The 19,799-nt window shown below is 67.8% G+C and carries 17 protein-coding genes and 1 pseudogene; 7 read left to right on the forward strand and 11 right to left on the reverse strand.

The genetic code is table 11. The features are described from left to right. Positions 1–31: 31 nt before the first annotated feature. Together L107_RS03465 and L107_RS16575 are read left to right on the forward strand one after the other, a co-directional pair. A complete protein-coding gene (locus tag L107_RS03465; RefSeq protein ID WP_159816469.1) occupies positions 32–736 on the forward strand; it encodes a trans-aconitate 2-methyltransferase in 705 nt (234 codons plus the stop codon). Between the two features lie 236 nt (positions 737–972). Continuing rightward, positions 973–4,363 (forward strand): annotated as a pseudogene (locus L107_RS16575) (EAL domain-containing protein); the annotation flags it as partial. A gap of 40 nt (positions 4,364–4,403) precedes the next feature. Here the strand turns inward: L107_RS16575 and L107_RS03480 are convergent. The 10 genes from L107_RS03480 to L107_RS03525 all read right to left on the reverse strand — a co-directional run bounded on the left by L107_RS03480 (position 4,404) and on the right by L107_RS03525 (position 15,508). After that, positions 4,404–4,628 (reverse strand): DUF167 domain-containing protein, encoded by a 225-nt coding sequence (locus L107_RS03480; protein WP_159816472.1) that lies wholly within the window; start codon positions 4,626–4,628, stop codon positions 4,404–4,406. A gap of 134 nt (positions 4,629–4,762) precedes the next feature. Beyond that, the gene (locus L107_RS03485) at positions 4,763–5,620 is read right to left on the reverse strand and encodes an ABC transporter six-transmembrane domain-containing protein (protein ID WP_159816473.1); all 858 of its coding nucleotides are present in this window, start codon (positions 5,618–5,620) and stop codon (positions 4,763–4,765) included. A 33-nt stretch (positions 5,621–5,653) separates the two neighbouring features. Further along, positions 5,654–7,156, reverse strand: a complete 1,503-nt coding sequence (locus tag L107_RS03490) for an alpha/beta hydrolase (RefSeq protein WP_159816474.1) — start codon at positions 7,154–7,156, stop codon at positions 5,654–5,656. 114 nt (positions 7,157–7,270) lie between these two features. Further along, a complete protein-coding gene (locus L107_RS03495; RefSeq protein ID WP_236550488.1) occupies positions 7,271–7,936 on the reverse strand; it encodes a DNA alkylation repair protein in 666 nt (221 codons plus the stop codon). Between the two features lie 840 nt (positions 7,937–8,776). Next, positions 8,777–9,193: an SRPBCC family protein gene (locus tag L107_RS03500; RefSeq protein WP_159816476.1), complete on the reverse strand. Its 417-nt coding sequence runs from the start codon at positions 9,191–9,193 to the stop codon at positions 8,777–8,779. 1,029 nt (positions 9,194–10,222) lie between these two features. Then, positions 10,223–11,503 carry a SufS family cysteine desulfurase gene (locus L107_RS03505; protein ID WP_159816489.1) on the reverse strand — a complete coding sequence of 427 codons (1,281 nt, stop codon included), beginning with the start codon at positions 11,501–11,503 and terminating at the stop codon, positions 10,223–10,225. Positions 11,504–11,526: 23 nt separating this feature from the next. Continuing rightward, entirely contained in the window at positions 11,527–12,807 is a 1,281-nt protein-coding gene (sufD, locus tag L107_RS03510) for a Fe-S cluster assembly protein SufD (protein ID WP_201295792.1), read from the reverse strand. Between the two features lies 1 nt (position 12,808). Then, on the reverse strand, positions 12,809–13,612 hold the full coding sequence (sufC, locus tag L107_RS03515) for a Fe-S cluster assembly ATPase SufC (protein ID WP_159816477.1): 804 nt from the start codon (positions 13,610–13,612) through the stop codon (positions 12,809–12,811). Between the two features lie 71 nt (positions 13,613–13,683). Beyond that, the gene (gene sufB / locus L107_RS03520; RefSeq protein ID WP_015109145.1) at positions 13,684–15,126 is read right to left on the reverse strand and encodes a Fe-S cluster assembly protein SufB; all 1,443 of its coding nucleotides are present in this window, start codon (positions 15,124–15,126) and stop codon (positions 13,684–13,686) included. A 16-nt stretch (positions 15,127–15,142) separates the two neighbouring features. Next, positions 15,143–15,508, reverse strand: a complete 366-nt coding sequence (locus L107_RS03525; RefSeq protein WP_106222794.1) for a ferredoxin-thioredoxin reductase catalytic domain-containing protein — start codon at positions 15,506–15,508, stop codon at positions 15,143–15,145. Positions 15,509–15,701: 193 nt separating this feature from the next. On the opposite strand from L107_RS03525, the gene sufR reads away from it, so the two are divergent. Together sufR and L107_RS03535 are read left to right on the forward strand one after the other, a co-directional pair. After that, positions 15,702–16,421: an iron-sulfur cluster biosynthesis transcriptional regulator SufR gene (gene sufR, locus L107_RS03530; protein WP_159816478.1), complete on the forward strand. Its 720-nt coding sequence runs from the start codon at positions 15,702–15,704 to the stop codon at positions 16,419–16,421. 3 nt (positions 16,422–16,424) lie between these two features. Then, the gene (locus L107_RS03535; protein WP_159816479.1) at positions 16,425–16,799 is read left to right on the forward strand and encodes a hypothetical protein; all 375 of its coding nucleotides are present in this window, start codon (positions 16,425–16,427) and stop codon (positions 16,797–16,799) included. Here the strand turns inward: L107_RS03535 and L107_RS03540 are convergent. Beyond that, positions 16,759–17,721, reverse strand: coding sequence for an EamA family transporter (locus L107_RS03540; protein ID WP_201295793.1), 963 nt, complete (start codon positions 17,719–17,721; stop codon positions 16,759–16,761). The genes L107_RS03535 and L107_RS03540 overlap by 41 nt on opposite strands. Positions 17,722–17,753: 32 nt before the next feature. Between L107_RS03540 and L107_RS03545 the strand changes: the two genes are divergently transcribed. The 3 genes from L107_RS03545 to L107_RS03555 form a co-directional block, all read left to right on the forward strand. Next, a complete protein-coding gene (locus L107_RS03545) occupies positions 17,754–18,374 on the forward strand; it encodes a phycobiliprotein lyase (protein WP_159816481.1) in 621 nt (206 codons plus the stop codon). 117 nt (positions 18,375–18,491) lie between these two features. Then, entirely contained in the window at positions 18,492–19,256 is a 765-nt protein-coding gene (locus L107_RS03550) for a phycobilisome rod-core linker polypeptide (protein WP_159816482.1), read from the forward strand. Between the two features lie 246 nt (positions 19,257–19,502). Further along, positions 19,503–19,799 (forward strand): DUF4912 domain-containing protein (locus L107_RS03555; protein ID WP_159816491.1); only part of this gene is annotated, 297 nt, incomplete at its 3' end.

Here is a 19,799-nt window from a genome sequence, read left to right on the forward strand (position 1 = left end):
CGGAGGCGACGGGGCCGCCAGAATCGCGGCCATGACGTTCTTCTCCCGCCACTGGAGCACCTACCGCCGGGTGCTGGAGCACGACCTGATGGAGCACGGGGCCCTCACCGCCGCCATCACGCGAACCATCGACGGCTGGCTGGCGCAGCGCGGGCCCGCGGAGCCGCCCCCCCACGCGGTGGACCTGGGCTGCGGCGACCTGTCCCTGCTGCCGCCGCTGCTGCGGCGCCTGCCGCTGGCCTCGTTCACGGGCCTGGACCTGAACGGGGCGGTGCTGCCCCTGGCCGCCGAGGCCCTCGGGGCGGTGCCCTACCCCAGCCGCTTCCTGGAGGGGGATCTGCTGGCCTGGGCCGAGGCGGAGCCGGAGGGGCCGCCGGTGGATCTGATCTTCAGCAGCTTCGCCGTGCACCATCTGCAGGAGCCGGACAAGGGCCGCTTCCTGCGGGGCTGCCGCCGCCGCATCGCCCCGGGGGGCCTGCTGCTCTGGGCCGATGTGTTCCGCGCCCCGGGGGAGGACCGTGACACCTACGTGGGCCGCTACTGCGCCCGCGTGCACGGCTGGAGCCCGCTGGAGCCGGAGCGGCAGGAGGAGGTGATCGAGCACCTGAGCCAGTGGGACCATCCGGCCGACCCGGAGGCGATCGTGCGGGAGGCGGAGGCGGCGGGCTGGCGGTGGCGGTGGGCCTGGCAGGGCCAGCACCGGGCCGAGTCCCTGGCGGTGCTCAGGCCGGCGTAGCGGTCGGAGGGGAGGCCTGGCGGGATGCCCCGGCGCGACGGGCTGAGTAGGTTGAAACCAATCGAGCCCGCGGGCGATCCGAGGGCGCAACGTCTTTCTTTCCAATCTTCATCTGTTCCCCGGCCCGTTCCACGTTCCGCTGGGCCTCCTGCATTCCCCTGCTCGTCCTGGCCTGCCTGACCGTGCCGGCCGAAGCGAACGCTGCAGCCCCGGCTCAGCGGCCCCTGCGGGTGGTGGTGAGCGACGCCTTCCCGCCGATCAGCTTCGTGGATTCCCAGGGCCGGATCCAGGGCCTGGCCAGGGATCGCTGGGATCTTTGGCAGCGTCGCACAGGCATCCCAGTGGAGCTGCAGGCGATGGACTGGCTGGAGGCCCAGAAGGCTGTCCAGGCCGGCCGCGCCGATGTCATCGCCGCCATGGCCCGCACCAGGGACCGGGAGAGAATCTACGCCTTCACCCAACCCTATCTGGAGGTGGATGTTCGCCTCTATTACGACCGCAGGCTGAGCGGAATCGTTGATCTCGACACCAGCAAGGCCTTCAAGGTGGGGGTTCGCGCCGGCGATGTGTGCATCGAAAAACTCAAGGCGGCCGGCCACCGCACCTTCCGCATCTACCCGGATTACAGCGCCCTCATCGAGGCGTCCAGCTCCGGAAGCCTGCCGGTGTTCTGCATGAATGAGCTGCCGGCCAACTACATCCTGGCCAGGGAGGGACTGAGCGAGGAGTTCCTGCAATCGCCGCCGATCTACACCTCGGCCATGTACGAGGCCGTGCGCAAGGACCACACCGCCCTGCGGGACACCGTGATCGCGGGCTTCCAACGGATCAGTGCGGCCGAGGAAGCCGCCATGGAACGCAAGTGGCTGGGCGATGGCGTCCACCCCCGCTTCAGCTGGCTGGCCCGCCATGGACTCCAGGTGCTCGGGGCCACGGGGGCGGCCGCGGGGCTGATCGCGCTGTGGAGCGCCAGCCTGAAGCTGGAGGTGCGCCGCCGCACCCGCGACCTGGCCGAAGCCCGCGATGTGCTCACCAGCACGATCGAGGCCATCCCCGACCCCCTGATCGAACTCTCCGCCGATGGGCAGATCCTGGACGTCCACAGCCCGCGCCACAACCTGCTGACCCGCCCCGCCGAGGAACAGGTGAACCACTCCCTGAACGAGGTGCTGCCGGAAGCCGCCGCCACCGTGGTGAAGGAGGCCCTGGCGGAGGCCGGCAGCAGGGGATTCAGCCATGGGAAGGAGATTCAGCTGCCCCTGCCCGACGGGCCGGCGTGGTTCGAGCTGTCGGTGTCGCAACGCAGCCTCCCCTCCCAGGGCCAGCCGCGCTTCCTGGTGCTCAGCCGTGACATCACGGTCCGCAAGCAGGATGCCCGCCGGATCGAGCGCCTGAATCGGCTCTACACCGCCCTGAGCCGGTCGAACCAGGCGATGGCCCGCCTCGAGGACGGCAAGGCGCTGCTGCAGGAGATCTGCCAGATCGCCGTGACCTCCGGCGAGATGAAGATGGCCTGGGCGGGTCTGCTCCAACCCGGGTGCCAGGAGTTGCGGGCGGTGGCCTGGGCCGGCACGGGCACCGAGTACCTCGACGACCTGCGCATCAGCATCGACCCGGACGTGCCCTACGGCCGGGGACCGATGGGCCGAGCCCTGCGGGAGGACCAGCCCCAGTGGTGCCAGGACTTCCAGAACGACGCCAGCCTGGCCCCCTGGCATGAGCGGGCCCGGCTCTACGGCTGGGGAGCGGGCGCCGCCTTGCCGCTGCATCGCGACGGCGTGGTGATCGGCGGCATGGCGCTGTACCACCCCGATGTCAACGGCTTTGACGAGCCGAGCCAGCAGCTCCTCCTGGAGATGGTGCGCGACATCGACCTCGCCCTCAACCGGCTGAGCGCCCTGGCGGCCCGACGCCGTCTGGAGCAGGAGGTGGCCGCCAGCGAAGCCAAGTACCGCCAGCTCACGGAGTCGGTGCATGACGTCATCTGGACCCTCGATCCCGAGACCATGCGTTACCTGTATGTGAGCCCCTCCGTGAAGCGGATGCGGGGCTACACGCCGGAGGAGGTGATCGCCCGACCGTTCAGGGACTCGATGCAGCCGGGGAGCGGGCAGCGGATGGAGGAGCAGATCCGCTCTGAGCTCGAGGAGTTCAAGCAGGGCCTGCGCAGCAGTGAGATCGTTTCGGTGGATGAGGTGGAACAGCCCTGCCGGGACGGCTCCAGCGTCTGGACGGAGGTGGTGACCACCCTGATCCGCAACGTCGGCACGGGGCGGGTCGAGGTGCATGGCGTCTCCCGCGACATCACCGAGCGCCGGTTCGCCAACGAACAGATCAAGCGGCTGGCGTACTCCGACCAGCTGACCGGCCTGGCCAATCGGGTGATGCTGCGGGACCGCTTCCGCCATGCCCTGATGCTGGCCCGGAAGCAGGACGGTCATCTGGCTCTGCTCAACCTCAACCTGGATCACTTCCAGACCGTCAACGACAGCCTGGGGCATTTCGTCGGCGACCAGTTGCTGGTGGAGATCGCCCGCCGCCTGGAGGGACAACTGCGCCCCGGGGACACCCTCTCGCGCTCCGGCGGGGATGAATTCCTGCTGCTGCTGCCGGACACCGACGCCGACGGCGCTGGAGCTGGTGCGACGCCTGCTGAAGACGGTGGAGACCCCCTTTCAGGTCCATGGCGAGACACTGTTCACGACGGCGTCCATCGGCATCGCCCTCTACCCGGAGGACGGCAGCACGATGGCCACCCTGATGAGCAACGCCGATGCGGCCATGCATCAGGTGAAACAGGGCAACCGCAACGGTTTCCAGTTCTTCACCCCCAGCGTGCAGGAGCGGATCTCCCGCCATCTGCGCCTCTCCAACGCCCTGCACAGAGCTCTCAAGAAGAGCGAGTTCAAGCTGCTGTACCAACCCCAGATGGAGCTGGTCACCAACCGGATCATCGGTGCCGAGGCCCTGCTGCGCTGGGATTCGGAGGAACTGGGTTCCGTGTCCCCGGGGGAATTCATCTCCATCGCCGAGGCCAACGGCCTGGTCATTCCGATGGGCGACTGGGTGCTGCGCCAGGCCCTGCGGGATGCGGGCACGTGGGTCCGGCCCCCTGGCCAGGATGGGGCCCCGCCGCTGACGGTCTCGGTGAACATCTCGGCGGTTCAGTTCCGCAACAGCGATCTGGCCAGCCGGATCCTGACCATCCTGGCCGAAGAACAGCTGCCCCCGTCGCGGCTGGAACTGGAGCTCACCGAGTCGGTGACACTGGATGACCCCGAAAAAGCCCTGCTGTTGATGGATCGCCTGTACCAGGAAGGGATCCAGATCGCCATCGACGACTTCGGCACGGGCTACGCATCGCTGAGCTATCTCAAGCGGATCCGCGCCCATAAGCTCAAGATCGACCAGTCGTTCGTGCGTGGGCTTGAGACGGACCGCGACGACCACGCCATCGTGCTGACGATCATCAACCTGGCCCGCACCCTGGGCCTGCGCACGATCGCCGAAGGGGTGGAGACCCCCGAGCAGATGGAACTGCTGCGCCGGGCCGGCTGCGACGAAATCCAGGGCTATTGGATCGGCAGGCCCATGACCAGCGAGGCTTTCCAGCAGCTGGCCCTCTGAGGTGGGACTGTGTCCTGGCCCCGCGCCGTTCTGACGGGACCTAGGCCTCGATGGCCATCCATTTCACGCGCGACGTCCGACCGGACCTGATCGTCACATCGGATCGCGAACAACCGAACCGCTCGCTCACCAGCCGGATCACTTCCCCATTGGCCTTGCCATCGGTTGGAAGGGATTGGACGTCAGCGCGATAGGTCCCATCCGCCAGCAGCGTCAGCTGGCTGAGGCGCGCTCCCGGCTTCACCTTCACCTGAATCAGTGGCATGGATCCTTGGCGCTGGTTCAGGGCCCGATGGACCGCATCGCTTCCAGGGCCGCCAGCCGTGATCGCAGGGTGGTGACCATCGCGCCGGAGCCGCTGGGCTGGATTTCGACGCTAGACGCTTTCACGTAAGCGGCTCAGTCGGCAGCCTCAGCGTTGCCGAGACGCGCCCGGATGTCGCGGAGACGGGCGACGTTGTTCACCAGCGCCGGGGCGCTGTCGAGGCCCTCGAGATAATCGAACACATAGGCCAGCACGGCATAGATGGCGCCGGCGCTGAAGTCCGGCGATCGGGTGAAGTCGATCAGGAGCACCACCAGCGCCACGATCGTGGCCAGCTCCGTCACGGTCCAGGTCCACGATTCGCTGTCGGAGAGCTGCACATGCCAGCGCCGCACCCGGCCGAAGTGGCGCCGCAGGCGCAGCGGGCGCGCCGCCTCGATGTCGGCGATTTCGCGCTCGATCTGGTCGTTGAGGCCCCGGTGCAGGCGCAGGGCGCGCCGCCAGTACCAGCCGTTGACGAGCCCCATCGGCAGCAGCACCGCCATCGCGATCCATCCCGCCTGGAGGTCGTAGGTGAACAGCATCACCAGCGAGCCGAGCACGGTCACCACCTGGGAGAACATCGCCGGCACGTCGGCCTCGAAGAAGCCGACCATGTCGCGCATCATCTCGACCCGCGCCGACACGATGCTCGTGCCGTGGCCGAGGCGCTGCTGCTCGGCCACGGTGAGCACGGCGAGGCGCGCAAAGAGGCCCATGAAGACCCGGGTATCCAAGCGCTGCCGCACGAAGGCCGTGACCAGATGCACCAGCCACACGGCGATCAGTGCCGAAAGGCCCCGGTAGCTGCCCTTCAGCAGGCCGTCCACCGCCCAGCCGGTCAGCGCCGGATAGGCGAGCATGCACAGGTTCTCCAGCAGCGTCAGGGAGTAGGTGCCGGCGATCGACAGCCGCTCCGCGCGGGAGAGGTTGGACAGGAGGGTCTGCGGCATCACCAGTCCCCGGTGGCCCCAGCCTGGCAGCGATCACTCAACGACGAAGGTCGGCCTCACCTGGGCCAGGCAACGGCGGTCGGGCGCCTGCCGGGGGTTGGCCAGAAAGTCGGTGGCGATCTGTGTCACGCAGGCGGCTGCGGGCATCCCCTGGGGCGCAAACAAGGCCCCGTGGCCCACACCGGGGAAGGTGACCACGTAGGCGGTGGTCTGGTTCCTGGCGACGGCGTCCCCGTAGGGGGCTGGCGTGACCGGGTCGTAGGAGCCGTTCAGCACCAGGGTGGGAATCTGCGGATTGGCAGCAACGAACGGAGGTTTCTGCTCCACCTGGAGCACGTCGCAGGCGTTGTTCACGGCCTCGGCTTCGCGCAGGCCCACAGGGAGCAGCTGCGGATAGGGTGCCGGCAGCACCTGGGCGGGCTGGACCCGCACCGATCGACCACGGGCGCAGAGGACCGTGTGATACATCTCCCTGGCCCCGCGCGGCTCGAGATCCGACAGGGCATCGGCGATCCAGCCGAAATCGCCCTGGCTGGCGGCGTGGATGAGCCGGGGCAGGGAACTGCCGCGGGCCGATTCACCGGAATAGGGCCGGGCCAGATAGGGCACGACGCCCATGACGAAGGCCTTGCCATCGAGCTGGGTGGTGAAGGTCTCGTTGCTCGAGGGAATCGTGAGGGTCAGGGGGATGGGCGTCCGGTTGAGCCGGTCGACGATGGCCAGAAACGTCGGCTCCAGGTTGGGATAGGCCGTGTTGCACGCCTGGTCCTGCGCACAGGCGCGGAACACGTTCCTCAGGGCATAGCTGATCGTGTGACTCGAGGCCAGATTGAAATCCACATCCGGCCGCACGACGCCATCGAGGATCACGCTGCGGAGTTTCGATCTGTGCTGGTCGGCCTGGGCGATGACGTACTGGCCCAGCAAGGTGCCATAGGACACGCCGTAGTAGCTGAAGACCGGATAGCCCAGCGTCTCGGCAACGGCGTAGAGATCGGCGGCATTCTCGCGGGTGTTGAAGGCGCTGGGATTGATCCCCTGGGCCTTGAAGCGGGCGTTGCACGCCCTGATCCAGCCCGCATCGGTGTAGTTCTGCTTCCCCTGGGCCACGGCAATGTTGTGGGCATTCAGTTCAGGGCAATAGAGGAAGGGTTTGGCGTACCGGGTGCCCCGCTCCTCCATGAAGATCAGATCACGGTCCTGCAGCAACGCCTGGAGTTCGGGGAACGTCGGGAGAGCGCCGTTGGCAATGTCGCCGATGGTGGAATCCCCAGGGCCACCCTGTTCGATGAACAGGGGATCGAGCGCAGGGTTTTTCCCCGTGCTGCGGGCGCGGATCACGCCAAGCTGGATAGTGCGTCCGTTGGCCTTGGCATGCTGCTCGGGGACGGTGACGTAGCCGCAATCCGACTGGGCGGCGATGGCGGCCGGCACATCGAAGGTCTTGCAGGCGACGGAAGTCCATGCCGGGCCAAACCCTCTAGCACCCTGCCCTGCATGGCCAGGGGCGGAACCGGCCGCAGCGACGGCGGCCATGGCCAGGAAGGCGAATCGGAAGAAATGAGACGACGCCTGCGCCCCATGAAGAAAGCGACTGGAAGGCAGATTCGAAAACCCGTTCTTCATCCAATACTGAAAACTCAGTGAATGTTAGCAAGCGGCTTCACGAATCTTCCGTGCGCGTGCCTCTCCCTGTTTGGCCGGATAGCGAACCGCATGGCGGATCAGCCATCGCCGATCACGGGAAGCACCCGCTTGCAACCAACGCTCACAGGTGGCGTAGATGAGATTCGGATGGTCTTTGGCGATGTCCCCCAGGTGGTTGGCCACGCTGCGGCGCACATAAAGGGATGGATCATCCTTGAGGGATTCAAGAATCGGCAGTGTGGGCCTGGGATCGGCAACAAACGAGGCGAGGCGTTTCCCCCAGGGGAGCCTTGGCCGCGTCCCCTCGCTGCAGAGGCGCCTCACATGCGGGTTCAGGTCGGTGATCCACAGATCCAATGTCTTCAGCGTGCGCTGTTGCTGCTGGATCAGAAAGGGGCGGATGGCGAACTCCGAGGTGAACCGCATGGTGAGGGCATGCAACGCCAGCATCGATGATTCAAAGGGATCGTGGCCACCGTTGTATTGGGGATCATGACCGTACTCAGAAACAAAGAAGCTGTGGGGAAGATAGAAAAAGCCAGCCGTCCCCAGGTCTTCCGTATCCGATTTCCCCGGCGTCAACGACGCCATCAGGGTCTGAATGGCCTGCTCATAGTTCCCAGGCAGGAAGGCATGAAGCGACCTGGCGATGTGCAGACCCCGTTGCATGAGCGAAAGAGGCTCAAGTCCTGTCCGAGCGGAGTCGCAGAATCGGCCAACAGGAAATCCGGCATCAACGCACCGGATGTTTCGCGCCAGACACTCAATGGCCGCGTCGTCCAGCAGGTGCTTCAGAGGCGTGCCCTTCCGAATGGCTCGCGGCGCAGGTGGAAGCGTGGGCACTTGAGGTGTCACGGTGGTCTTATCCATGGCCAGATGGGGCCTGGGGTCTTGTCCGCCAGCGTCCTGTTGATGGGTGCAGGAACCAGCCTGTCATCCGTGCCCTGACAGAAATGGACCGGAGGCGTGACTGTACTCCTGTCAAGGGGTCAGGCTTCCTTGAGCATGGCGGCGTCAACAACAAAAACTCCTGATCAGAGACGTTGATCGATAGCCAGTGGGTCTGTACGGTGCTGGTCACGAAGTGCATGGCACTCAAGTCCAGCCGTTCATCCATGCGTCTGAAGCCAGAATGGAATCTAAGGCCAGGCGTGGCCCGAGTGCATCATTGCTTTGGCAAGTCGCAGGACGGTTGGCTCCTACCACTCCGTAGCCGGCATCAGCGATACCGGGACACATGTGCAGGACGAGCAGGGCCCAGACAGGGGCCAGTGGCAAGGCCCTAAGGGCCCCGTTCCTGCCAGCCAGTCACCACGAATTGCTGGGCATCCATGCCATCAGCCCGTGCCGCAGATCGTCGGCCCATGGCTCAGAACGCTATGCACTTGCTCGGATGTCGACAGCTCACGTCAAGAGGCAGGATCAGAAGCAGGCAATCGCTGCTGGGGGTTGAGGAAGTCCACAACTCCCGGCTTGTGGGTCTGGACGTCAGCGGCAACGACATTGCCCTCAGCGAAGCTTCTTCGCCTCAACGTGACGAGCGAATCTGTCCAAGATGGCTTGCCAACCCTGCCGTTGCAGCTCAGCCGAGTTGACTGATTCGGCGTCGAAGCTCTCACGAACAGTCACCGTCTGTTCACCCTCTGTGAACTCCACGAGAACGAGCCGCTCGTCTTCCAAAGCGAATTCGATGCATTTACAGGGGTCCACTCTGGTGAAAGTGCCTTCGAAATCAAAGCCCATGCTGCCGTCCTTGGCCTCCATTCGGTAAGAGAACGCCCCACCGGGGATCAGCTCAATTTCCGCATTCGGGCAGTGCCAGTCGTCGGAAGCCGCATTCCACTGCTGAATGTCAGCAGGTGATGTCCACGCTTTCCACACGTCTTCGATGGGAGCAGCAACATTGACCTCAATCGTGATTCGCATGGTTCTCCATGGTGGTGGGGTGCAGCTACCGCTGCCTCTGTGTGGCAGGTAAATCGTATCTGATATACGCAGCAAACCAGTGGTGACCCTTCCGCTCAAGGGGCCTGCCCGAAGTGTCGCCTCTCAACAGATAACGTTTGCAGGACTTGGCGTCATCATCAAAACTCATGGGGACTAGCCATAGAGAAATCGTCGCACGCAAGAAAATCTACAGCATCCAATTGAGACATTTTCCTATTCCGGTTTAGGAACTCCAAGATCCTTGCAGATTCTGCGAGCCAGAAGCTCCTCGATCTCAAAATGGCGCGGGATTGCGCTCCGACGATTCTGGATTGGGTTCCACCACCATCAATGATGGCCACCATCCCTCAAGAGCTTGCAGCCATTCTCGTTGAGATGATGCAGCAGATCCCGTCATTTCACAGGGGGAGTGCATGCCCCTCATCACCCGGGCCAGCAGCCTCCAAGGCTTCAAGGCGATTGAATTCAAGATCTACACCAGGCACCTGCCGTAGGGATGCCAACAGCTCCTCCACCCAGCCCAGCCACCAAGGTCCCTCCTGACGGATCACCGCTGTGGCGGCAGGGGCCATCGTCTTCCGTCACGCTAGCTGTGATCATCGAATGCCAAGCCTCCTGCCAGATGCGCGTTCCTCAGCAGGAGAGAGTCTGGCGATGGGATATTGGGTCCGCTCAACAACATCCAGCATGGGAGCAGAGCCCGGAAAGTGATTGGAAGAGCAAGCGCTCTCTGCTCTCTCTCCGATCCTTCGAACTCCAATCAGATGGGTTCCAATAACCACGCGATAGTAGCCCCATCATTCCTTGAACCACACTGGGGACTTGAACCGAAGTTCTGCCCAAAAGGGTGCAGCGCAGGAGTTACCCGGTTTCGATCCAGCAATGAAAGCCGTGGGTCACGGCTCCGCTATCCGCGTGTTCAGGCCGTTAGACACACCAGACCAGAGCCTTGGCCGTCTCTCAAGCAAGAGCCAACGCAAGGCCAAGCATGCCCCCTGATCTCCCCCCTCAGCTGTGCTCCCTCAAAAACCCGATCGTGCCTTCCAGTTGCTCGGCGAAGCGGTCGATCTCCTCGGGGGTGGTGGTGAAGCCCAGGCTGGCGCGGGCGGAACTGGCCAGGCCGTAGTGGCGGTGCAGGGGCTGGGTGCAGTGGTGGCCGCTGCGGATGCAGATGCCCGCTGAATCCAGCAGGGTAGCGATGTCGTTGGCATGCAGGCCGTCCACGCTGAAGGCCGCCAACGCGGCCCGGTCGGGTTGCTGGTCCGGGGTGGGCCCCAGGATCCGCACCCCGTCGATGGCCTGCAGCCGCTCGAACAGGCGCCGGGTGAGCTGCTGCTCCCAGGCGTGGATGCGCTCCATGCCCAGGTTCTGCAGGTAATCGAGGGCGGCACCCATGCCGATCGCCTCACCGATCGCCGGGGTGCCGGCTTCGAACTTGTGGGGCAGATCGGCCCAGGTGCTGTGGTCGAGGTAGACGTCGTGGATCATCTCGCCGCCGCCCAGGAACGGGGGCATCGCCTCCAGCAGGGCTTCGCGGGCCCAGAGGAAGCCCATGCCCGTGGGCCCGCACAGCTTGTGGGACGAACCCACCAGGAAATCGGCCCCCAGGGCGGCCACGTCCACCGGCTTGTGGGGCAGGCTCTGGCAGGCATCCACCAGCAGCAGCGCACCGGCCCCGTGGGCCAGCTCGGCCACCGCCTCGATCGGATTGAGGCAGCCCAGGGTGTTGCTCACATGCACCAGGCTCACCAATTTGGTGCGATCGCTGATCTTGGACTTCAGGTCCTCCAGATCCAGCTCGCCGCTCTCGGTGACGCCCGCATGGCGCAGCACACAGCCCGTGCGGGCCGCCAGCAGCTGCCAGGGCACCAGGTTGCTGTGGTGCTCCATTACCGACAGCAGCACCTCATCGCCCTCGCGCAGGTTGGCGTCACCCCAGGTGCGGGCCACCAGGTTGATCGCCTCGCTGGCGTTGCGGGTGAACACGATCTCCCGGGCGCTGGCGGCACCGATGAAGGCGGCCACCTTGCCCCGGGCCGCCTCGAAATGGTCGGTGGCGCGGGCGCTCAGCTGGTGGGCGCCGCGGTGCACGTTGGCGTTGTCGAGGCTGTAGTACTGCTGCAGCGCCTCCAGCACCTGGCGCGGTTTCTGGCTGGTGGCGGCGTAATCCAGGTAGATCAGCGGTTGCCCCAGGCAGGCCGTCTGGGCCAGCAGGGGGAAATCGGGGCGCGTCTGCACCGCCAGGTCGGCCACCACGGGCGTGGCCGCCAGAGGCGGCGCCGCGACCATCGGGGAGTTGGTGGAGGTGGGTGTCATCGTCCCTGCTCCCCCAACAGGCTGGCCAGAGGCTGCCACGGCCGGGCGGCCCCGGGGAGGTCCTGCAGCACCTCCTCGCAGAAGCCCCGCAACAGCAACCGGGCCGCCTGGTCGGCGGCGATGCCGCGGCTCTGCAGGTAGAAGAGCTCGTCCTGCTCCAGCCGGCTCACGGTGGCGCCGTGGGCGCAGCGCACGTCGTCGGCGACGATCTCCAGCTCGGGCTTGGTGTCGATGCGGGCCCGGTCCGAAAGCAGCAGGTTGCGGCTCAGCTGGGCGGCATCGGTGCGCTGGGCCAGCCTCGGCACCTGCACCGCGCCGTTGAACACGCTGCGGCCCTGGCCGTCGGCCACCGCCTTGTGAAGCTGCTCGAGCCGCCCGTCCGGCCCATCGAACACCATCTGGCTGTGGGTGTCGCTGATCTGGCGGCCATCCGCCAGCTGCAGGGCCTTGAGGGCACTGTGGGCCGCCCCCTCGCGCTGCACCAGCCGCGGCTCCAGCCTCCCCAGGGCCCAGCCGCCGTGGGCACTGACGCCGCTGTAGCGGCTGCCCATGGCCTGCTCCACCGCCACCGTGGCCAGCAGACAGCCCGTGTCGGCACCGGGGGCCAGCAGGCCGTGGCGCAGCTCGGCGCCCTCGCCCAGGCGGGCCTCCAGCACCACGCTGGTGAGGTTGGCGCCGCCGCTGCGGTGCACCTGCAGGATCTCCAGGGAGGAACCGGGCTCCAGCACCAGCAGCAGCCGCAGGGGCAGGATCCCCTCGCCGTCGCCGGCGTCACTCACCAGCTCCAGGGTGGTGGCGACGGCCCCGCGCACCCGCAGGGCCAGCACCTGTTGCGCCGTGGCGCCGTTGAGCAGCACCGGCCAGAGCTCGGCGCTGCCGGTGGCGGCCAGCCCCTGGCCCAGGGACGCCTCAAGTTCGGCGGCGCTGATGGGCTCCAGGCCAGGCGGCAGGCTGATCCCGGCCAGGGGATCGCTGTGGCCATCCAGCACCAGGCGCAGGCTGCCGGCGGCCACCTCGGGCTGGGCCGCAGCGGCGGGGCTGAGCAGGGCGGGCTTCAGGGCGGTGAGCGGTGCCAGGTCGGTGAAGCGCCAGGCCTCCAGGCGCCGCGAGGGCAGCGGCGCCTGGGCCAGGGCCTGGGCCGCCTGAGCGCGCGTGGCCGCCAGGGCATCGGCGCCACTGGAAGCGACACCAGTGGCGTTCGCCAGCAGGGCGGCGACCCAGCCACCGGGAACGGCGCCGGCGGGGGCGGTGGGGGTGGAGAGCGAAGCGGCCACCATCTCAGCCCACCTCCGCCGGTGTGCGCTCCAGGGCCGCCAGTTCGGCGTCGACCCAGTCGTAGCCGCGTTCCTCCAGCTCCAGGGCCAGCTCCTTGCCGCCGGTGCGCAGGATCCGGCCCGCCGCCATCACGTGCACGTAATCAGGGGTGATCACATCCAGCAGCCGCTGGTAGTGGGTGATCAGCAGGGTGGCGTTGTCGGGGCCGGCCAGGTGGTTCACGCCACCGGCGACGATGCGCAGGGCATCGATGTCGAGGCCGGAATCGGTCTCGTCGAGCACCGCCACCAGCGGTTCGAGCAGGGCCATCTGCAGGATCTCGTTGCGCTTCTTCTCGCCACCGGAGAAGCCCTCGTTGACGCTGCGCTCCAGGAAGGCCGGATCCATCTGCACCACCTGCAGCCGCTCCCGCACCAGGTCCTCGAAGGCGAAGGTGTCGAGCTCCTCCTCCCCCTTGCCGGCGCGGCGGGCGTTGGTGGCCACCCGCAGGAACTCCAGGTTGCTCACCCCGGGGATCTCCACCGGGTACTGGAAGCCGAGGAACAGGCCGGCCCGGGCCCGCAGTTCGGGCTCCAGGGTCAGCAGATCTTCGCCCTTGTAGAGCACAGTGCCGCCGGTGACGGTGTAGGCCGGGTGGCCCGCCAGCACCTTGGAGAGGGTGCTCTTGCCGCTGCCGTTGCGGCCCATCACCGCATGGATCTCACCGGCCCGGATCGTCAGGGACACCCCCTTGAGGATCGGCTGGTCCTCCACGCGGGCCGTGAGATCACGGATCTCGAGCAGTACGGGGGCGTCGGGGCGGATCACGGCGGGGGAGAAAAGGGCAGGGAAGGGACAGGGAAAAAGCGTGGGGCCGGCGGGGTGGCCGCAGGCCGGGATCAGCCGACCGAACCCTCGAGCTTGAGGGCCAGGAGCTTGTCGGCCTCGGCGGCGAACTCCATCGGCAGCTGGTTGAACACGTCGCGGCAGAAGCCGCTCACCATCATCGACACCGCCTCCTCGAAGGCGATCCCCCGGCTCTGCAGATAGAAGAGCTGGTCCGCCGAAATGCGGCAGGTGCTGGCCTCGTGCTCGATGCGGGCATCCGGCTGCTGGGAGCGGATGTAGGGGTAGGTGTTGGCGGCGGCCTGGTCGCCGATCAGCATCGAATCGCACTGGCTGTAGTTGCGGGCGCCCACGGCCTTGGGCCCGAGCTGCACCAGGCCCCGGTAGCTGTTGGAGGAGTGGCCGGCGCTGATCCCCTTGCTCACGATCGTGGAGCGGGTGCGGGGGCCCACGTGGATCATCTTGGTGCCGGTGTCGGCCTGCTGGCGGTTGTTGGTGAGGGCCACCGAGTAGAACTCGCCCACCGAATCGGCCCCCTGCAGCACACAGCTGGGGTACTTCCAGGTGATCGCCGAGCCGGTTTCCACCTGGGTCCAGCTGATGTGGCTGCGGTCGCCGCGGCACTGGCCCCGCTTGGTGACGAAGTTGTAGATGCCGCCCTTGCCGTTCTCATCCCCCGCATACCAGTTCTGGACGGTGGAGTACTTGATCGAGGCGTCATCGAGGGCCACCAGCTCCACCACCGCCGCGTGCAGCTGGTTGGTGTCAAACATCGGCGCCGTGCAGCCCTCCAGGTAGCTCACCGAAGCGCCCTCTTCGGCCACGATCAATGTGCGCTCGAACTGGCCGGTGTCGCCGGAGTTGATGCGGAAGTAGGTGGAGAGCTCCATCGGGCACTCCACGCCCTTCGGGATGAACACGAAGGAGCCGTCACTGAACACCGCCGAATTGAGGGCGGCGAAGTAGTTGTCGTTGCCGGGCACCACCGTGCCGAGGTATTTCTCGATCAGGTCGGGGTGGTCCTTCACCGCCTCGCTGATCGAGCAGAAGATCACACCGTGCTCGGCGAGCTTCTCCCGGTAGGTGGTGGCGATCGAGACGCTGTCGAACACCGCATCGACCGCCACGTTGGAGAGGCGCTTCTGTTCGCTCAGGGGGATGCCGAGCTTGTCGAAGGTTTCCAGCAGCTTCGGGTCCACCTCATCGAGGCTGGCCTTCTTCTCCTGCTGCTTGGGCGCCGCGTAGTAGATGATCTCCTGGTAGTCGATCGGCGGATGGCCCAGGGTCGCCCAGTCCGGCTCTTCCATCTGCAGCCACTGGCGATACGAGCGCAGGCGGAAGTCGAGCAGGAAGGCCGGCTCGTTCTTCTTGGCGGAGATCAGCCGCACCACGTCCTCGCTGAGGCCCTTGGCGATCTTCTCGGTTTCGATGTCGGTGACGAAGCCGTACTTGTACGGCTGGCTCACCAGATCGCCGACGGTTGCGCTGCTCGCCATGGGGAAGGGGGCCGGTTCAGCCGGCGGTGAGGGACTGGACGTCTTCAAGGCTGATGGTCTGGAGCTCGCCCCGGAAGGGGTTGTCCTCGGTGAGGAAGAGCATGCAGTGGCACTCCTTGCGCTCGCGCATCGGCACGCAGGGGCAGTTCCAGAAGGCCTGGGCCACCTCCGCCTCCTTGTCCTCGTAGTGGCGGCAGGGGCAGAGGGCACCGCCCAGCTCATCCTTGTGGCGGGCCAGACCCTCGAGCACCACCGCGGTGACCCCGGGATCGCTGCAGAAGTAGGTGCCGGTGCGCTGGGCGTAGGTTTCCGCGAAGCGGCGGATCACCTCCAGGCTCTCGGCACCGGCTGCGGGGGTCGTCGTGGTGGAGGCGTCGGTCATGGGCAGAGCGTCGGGTTGCGCGCACCGGTGGATCGAATAACGAAACACTTTGGTTTCGTTACTGCGGGAGCCTAGGGCACAGGCGTGGTCCGTTGACGGCATGGAAAGGTCATTGTGACGCCCCGGCGGGCACCACTGCCCGGCCCCCAATCCCCCGGCGTGCGTGGCATGGTGTTTCGGTCAGACGCCCGTCATGAGCGCCCCCGCCCAGTCCCGCGGCCTCCCGGCCGTTCCCGCCGAGGGAAGCCATCCCACCCGGGAAGCGGCCCTCTCGGTGCTGCTGCGGGAAGGTGAGGCGACGGCGGGCCAGCTGGCGGCCGCCCTCGGGGTGTCGGTCCAGGTGATGCGCCGCCACCTGCGCAGCCTGGAGGACGACGGCCTGGTGGAGGCGAGCGCCCCCCACGAGGGCCCCGGCCGGCCCAGCAACGTCTGGCGCCTCACCGCCCTGGGGCAGGGCCGCTTCCCCGACGGCAGCGAGACCTTCGCCCTCGGCCTGCTGCACACCCTCACCGAAAGCCTTCCGGCGGACACCCTCGAGCTGGTGCTGCGCCAGCAGGCCGAGGAGAAGGCGGACGACTACCGCCGCCAGATCGGCGGCGGCCCCCTGGCCCAACGGATCGAGCGCCTGGTGGAGCTGCGCCGCAAGGAGGGCTACGTGGCCGAATGCCGCCGCGACGACGCCCCCGCCACCGACAACGCCGGTGGCCCCGCCTGGGTGATCAGCGAATTTCATTGCTCCGTGATGCGCATCGCCGAGCAGTACCCCGTCGTCTGCGACCAGGAGCTGCGCCTGATCCGCCACACCTTCCCCGACTGCGCCGTCGAGCGGGTCCACTGGCGGCTCGAGGGGGGCCACAGCTGCGGCTTCCGCATCGCCCCCGTGGCCGGCAACCCCGTGGCCGCGGGCGCCTGAGCCGTGCTCAGCCCAGAGGAGCTGCAGCAGCTGGAGGCCACCCTGCTGCCCACCCTGGAGCGCCACCACCTGCGGCTCCTGGCCCATGGCCTGCGCACCCTCCAGGCCATCGCCGGGCGGCGCAGCGGTGAGCTCCCGCCGGACGCGGCCGTGGCGGCCTGGGCCGCCGACCAGCCGGTGATCGCCGCCGATGCCGGCTTCGAGCGGGCCTTCCTCAACCAGATGGGCCACGTGGCCGCCCAGCTGACGGCCATCGCCACCGCCGCCGGCCAGGCGCCCCTCGACCTCGACCTGCCCGACCTGGTCCACTGGGCCAGCGGGCAGGCCGACCGACGCCTCAGGTCCCCGGCAGCCCCACCAGCCCCGCCACCAGGCTGACCCCGGCCAGGGCGGCGGCGGCGGCCAGGGCCCCGCGCCAGCCGGGCCGGTCCCCCTCCAGGGCCGCCAGGGGCAGGGCCATCACCGGCGCCGTCGACAGCAGGGCCACGGCCAGGCCCCCCGGCAGGCCCGCCAGGGCCGTCTGCTGCAGGGCGATGCCGGCGCTGGTGCCCAGCAGGGTGGCGGTCAGGGCCAGGGGCCAGCGGCGCCCGGCTGGCCTGGGCCCGTGGGCGGACCACGGCAGCCCCGCCAGCAGCGGCAGCATCACCAGGGCCGCCGCCGCCAACCGCAGGGTGGCGGCCTGCAGCGGCGCCGGCCCCCCGGCCAGCAGCCCCGCCCGCGCCAGCAACGCCCCGCCGCTGCCGCAGGCCAGGGCCCCGAGGGCCAGGACCACCCCGATCTCATCCGCGGCCGCCTGATCGCGGCCCGCCCCAGCGCCATGCGGGACACCTTCGGGCCCGTCCGGCCGGGGCGCGCGCTGGTGCACCACCAGCAGCACCGCCAGGCTGATCAGCGCGATCCCCAGCCACTGGGCCGGACGGGGCACTTCCCCCAGCAGCGCCACCCCCGCCAGACTCGTCACCGCCGGACCGCCGGCATCGATGGTGAGGGTGCGGCGGGTGCCGAGCCGCCGCAGGGCCGCGAAGAACAGGGTGTCCCCCAGGGCGATCCCCAGCACCCCGCTGAGGGCCAGCAGCAGCAGCGAGCGCGGCGCCATCTGCCATGGCAGCACGAGGGCCAGCGGCAGCAGCAGGGCCACCGCCAGCAGGTTCTTGAGCAGGTTCAGCCGGGCGGCCGAGAGGGAGGTGGGCAGCCGGCGCCAGAGCAGGCTGGAGAAGGCCCAGCAGAAGGCGGCCGCCAGGGCGGCGGCGACGGGGGCGGCGGACAAGGGGCCGCGGGAGGGTGGGAGAGTTGCGATCATCGCCTGATCGCGCCCCATCGCCTGAGGCCCCCGTGAGCGGATCCATCGCCGACGCCATCAGCTTCTTCCGGCTCAGCTGCGGCCGCTGGCGCTCCCAGCGCAGCAGCCACCACCTGCTGCACCGCCGTGCCGAGGCGGGCGGTTCCTTCATTGAAGTGGTGGAGCTGGAGGCGGCCGATCCGCGCCTGGAGGCGATCGCCGTGCTGCACGGCCAGGACCCCGCCGGCCTGGTGGGCGGCTGCCGGGTGCGCTGGAGCGGCTCGATGGCCTGGGACAAGGCCGGCGAGGCCCACGAGGGCGAGAGCGTCTTCGGCCTGATTCCCACTGACGAACGGGGCCGCAGCGGCCTGCTGCTGCGCGACCGCGGCTACGCCGAAACGGCGCCGGTGGCGGGCCACTTCGCCATGGACGACCGGGACGGCCTGCTGCTCACCACCAGCTACGAGACGATGAACAGCCTCGAGCGCTTCAGCTTCGCCGGGCCCGACGTGCGCCTGCGCACCAGCACCGTCGAGGGGCTCTCCAACACCGCCTCCTTCTGCGTCGAGACCCGGATCGTCGACGGGACGGCCGCCGGCGCAGGCGACGAAGCCGAGGCAGCGGGCGCCCCGGCGAGCCCCGAAACCGCCTGCCTGTCAGCCCTGGGCTGGTGACGGGGCCCGCGTTGGTGTTGTGTCGCCAACGTTACGGACTGTGAGCCCTGCCCTCCCGGGCCCGGGGCCGCCGGGGCCCTACTTCTACGATCCCCAACGACGGATGCCGGACCACGCGTGGCTCTTCCACTCCTCAAGTACGCCCCCACCTCCCAGAACTCGCGCGTCGCGCCGTTCCGGGTGGGTTCCGACGAGGACCCCAAGGCCGTGTCCATGGACAAGGCCATGGACCGGGAAGATCAGAATTTCGTGATCGAAGCGGCCTACCGCCAGATCTTCTTCCATGCCTTCAAGGTCGACCGCGACCGCACCCTGGAGTCCCAGCTGCGGGACGGCCAGATCAACGTGCGGGAGTTCATCCGCGCGCTGTGCCTGTCGGACACCTTCAACCGCAGCTTCTACAACCTCAACAGCAACTACCGGGTGGCCCGCCACCTGGTCGAGAAGCTGCTGGGTCGCCCGGTCCACGGCAAGGCCGAGGAGATCGCCTGGTCGGCCGTGCTGATGACCCGCGGGGTCAAGGGCATGGTCGATGACATCCTCGACTCCCAGGAGTACCTGGACGCCTTCGGTTACGACACCGTCCCCTACCACCGCAACCGGGTGGTGGGCTCCCGCGAAGTGGGCGAAACCCCCTTCAACATCACTTCCCCCCGCTACGAGTCCTATTACCGGGGCATCCTGGGCTTCCCCCAGATCGTCTACACCGGCAAGTCCCGCAGCTTCCCCGAGCGCGCCCAGCAACGCCGCGGCGGCTTCCCGCAGGACTACCTGCCCTGGGTCCGCACCCTGCCCGCCCTGCGCGGTGTCGGCAGCGCCGCCGCCGGCAACACCGGCATGGACTACCTGTCCAAGGTGCCTTACCGCAGCATCGGCCGCTGAGAGCGGCCATCGCCGCCAGGTCCGCCACCGGACGCCGGCCCCTGTCGCACCCTGGCCCTGCCGCTTCCCAGCGTCAGGGCTTTTCTGTGTCCCCGTCTGGATTGAGGGGCAACGGGCGCGCCCATGGCCGTCAGTGGATGCTGACCACGGGCGCGCGCTCCGGTCCAAAGGCGGAAAGGTCCTCCAGACTGATCCCAAACGAATTCTGATGTTGTGAGCCAGAAGACGCTGACCTCCCTGGCGATGATGACGCTGCGCCAGCTGCGGCAGATCGCCAGCGACCTCGGCGTTTCTCTGTACAGCCGCAAGTCCAAGGAGGAGCTGGTGGAGGCCATCAGCACCCGCCAGGTGGAGGAGGGTGAGGGCCGCAGCCTTGAGCGCATCGAGGCCGAGATGGCCCCGGCGCCGCGGCCAGCGGCCGAAACCCGCGTCGTCTTCCTGCCCCGCGATCCCCAGTGGGCCTACGTCTTCTGGGACATCTCCGAGGACGACCGTTCCGACGCCCTCCACGCCGGCGCCTCCCAGCTCTGCCTGCGCGTCGCC

Source organism: Cyanobium sp. Copco_Reservoir_LC18, from assembly GCF_009834675.1.
GTDB lineage: Bacteria > Cyanobacteriota > Cyanobacteriia > PCC-6307 > Cyanobiaceae > Cyanobium > Cyanobium minutissimum.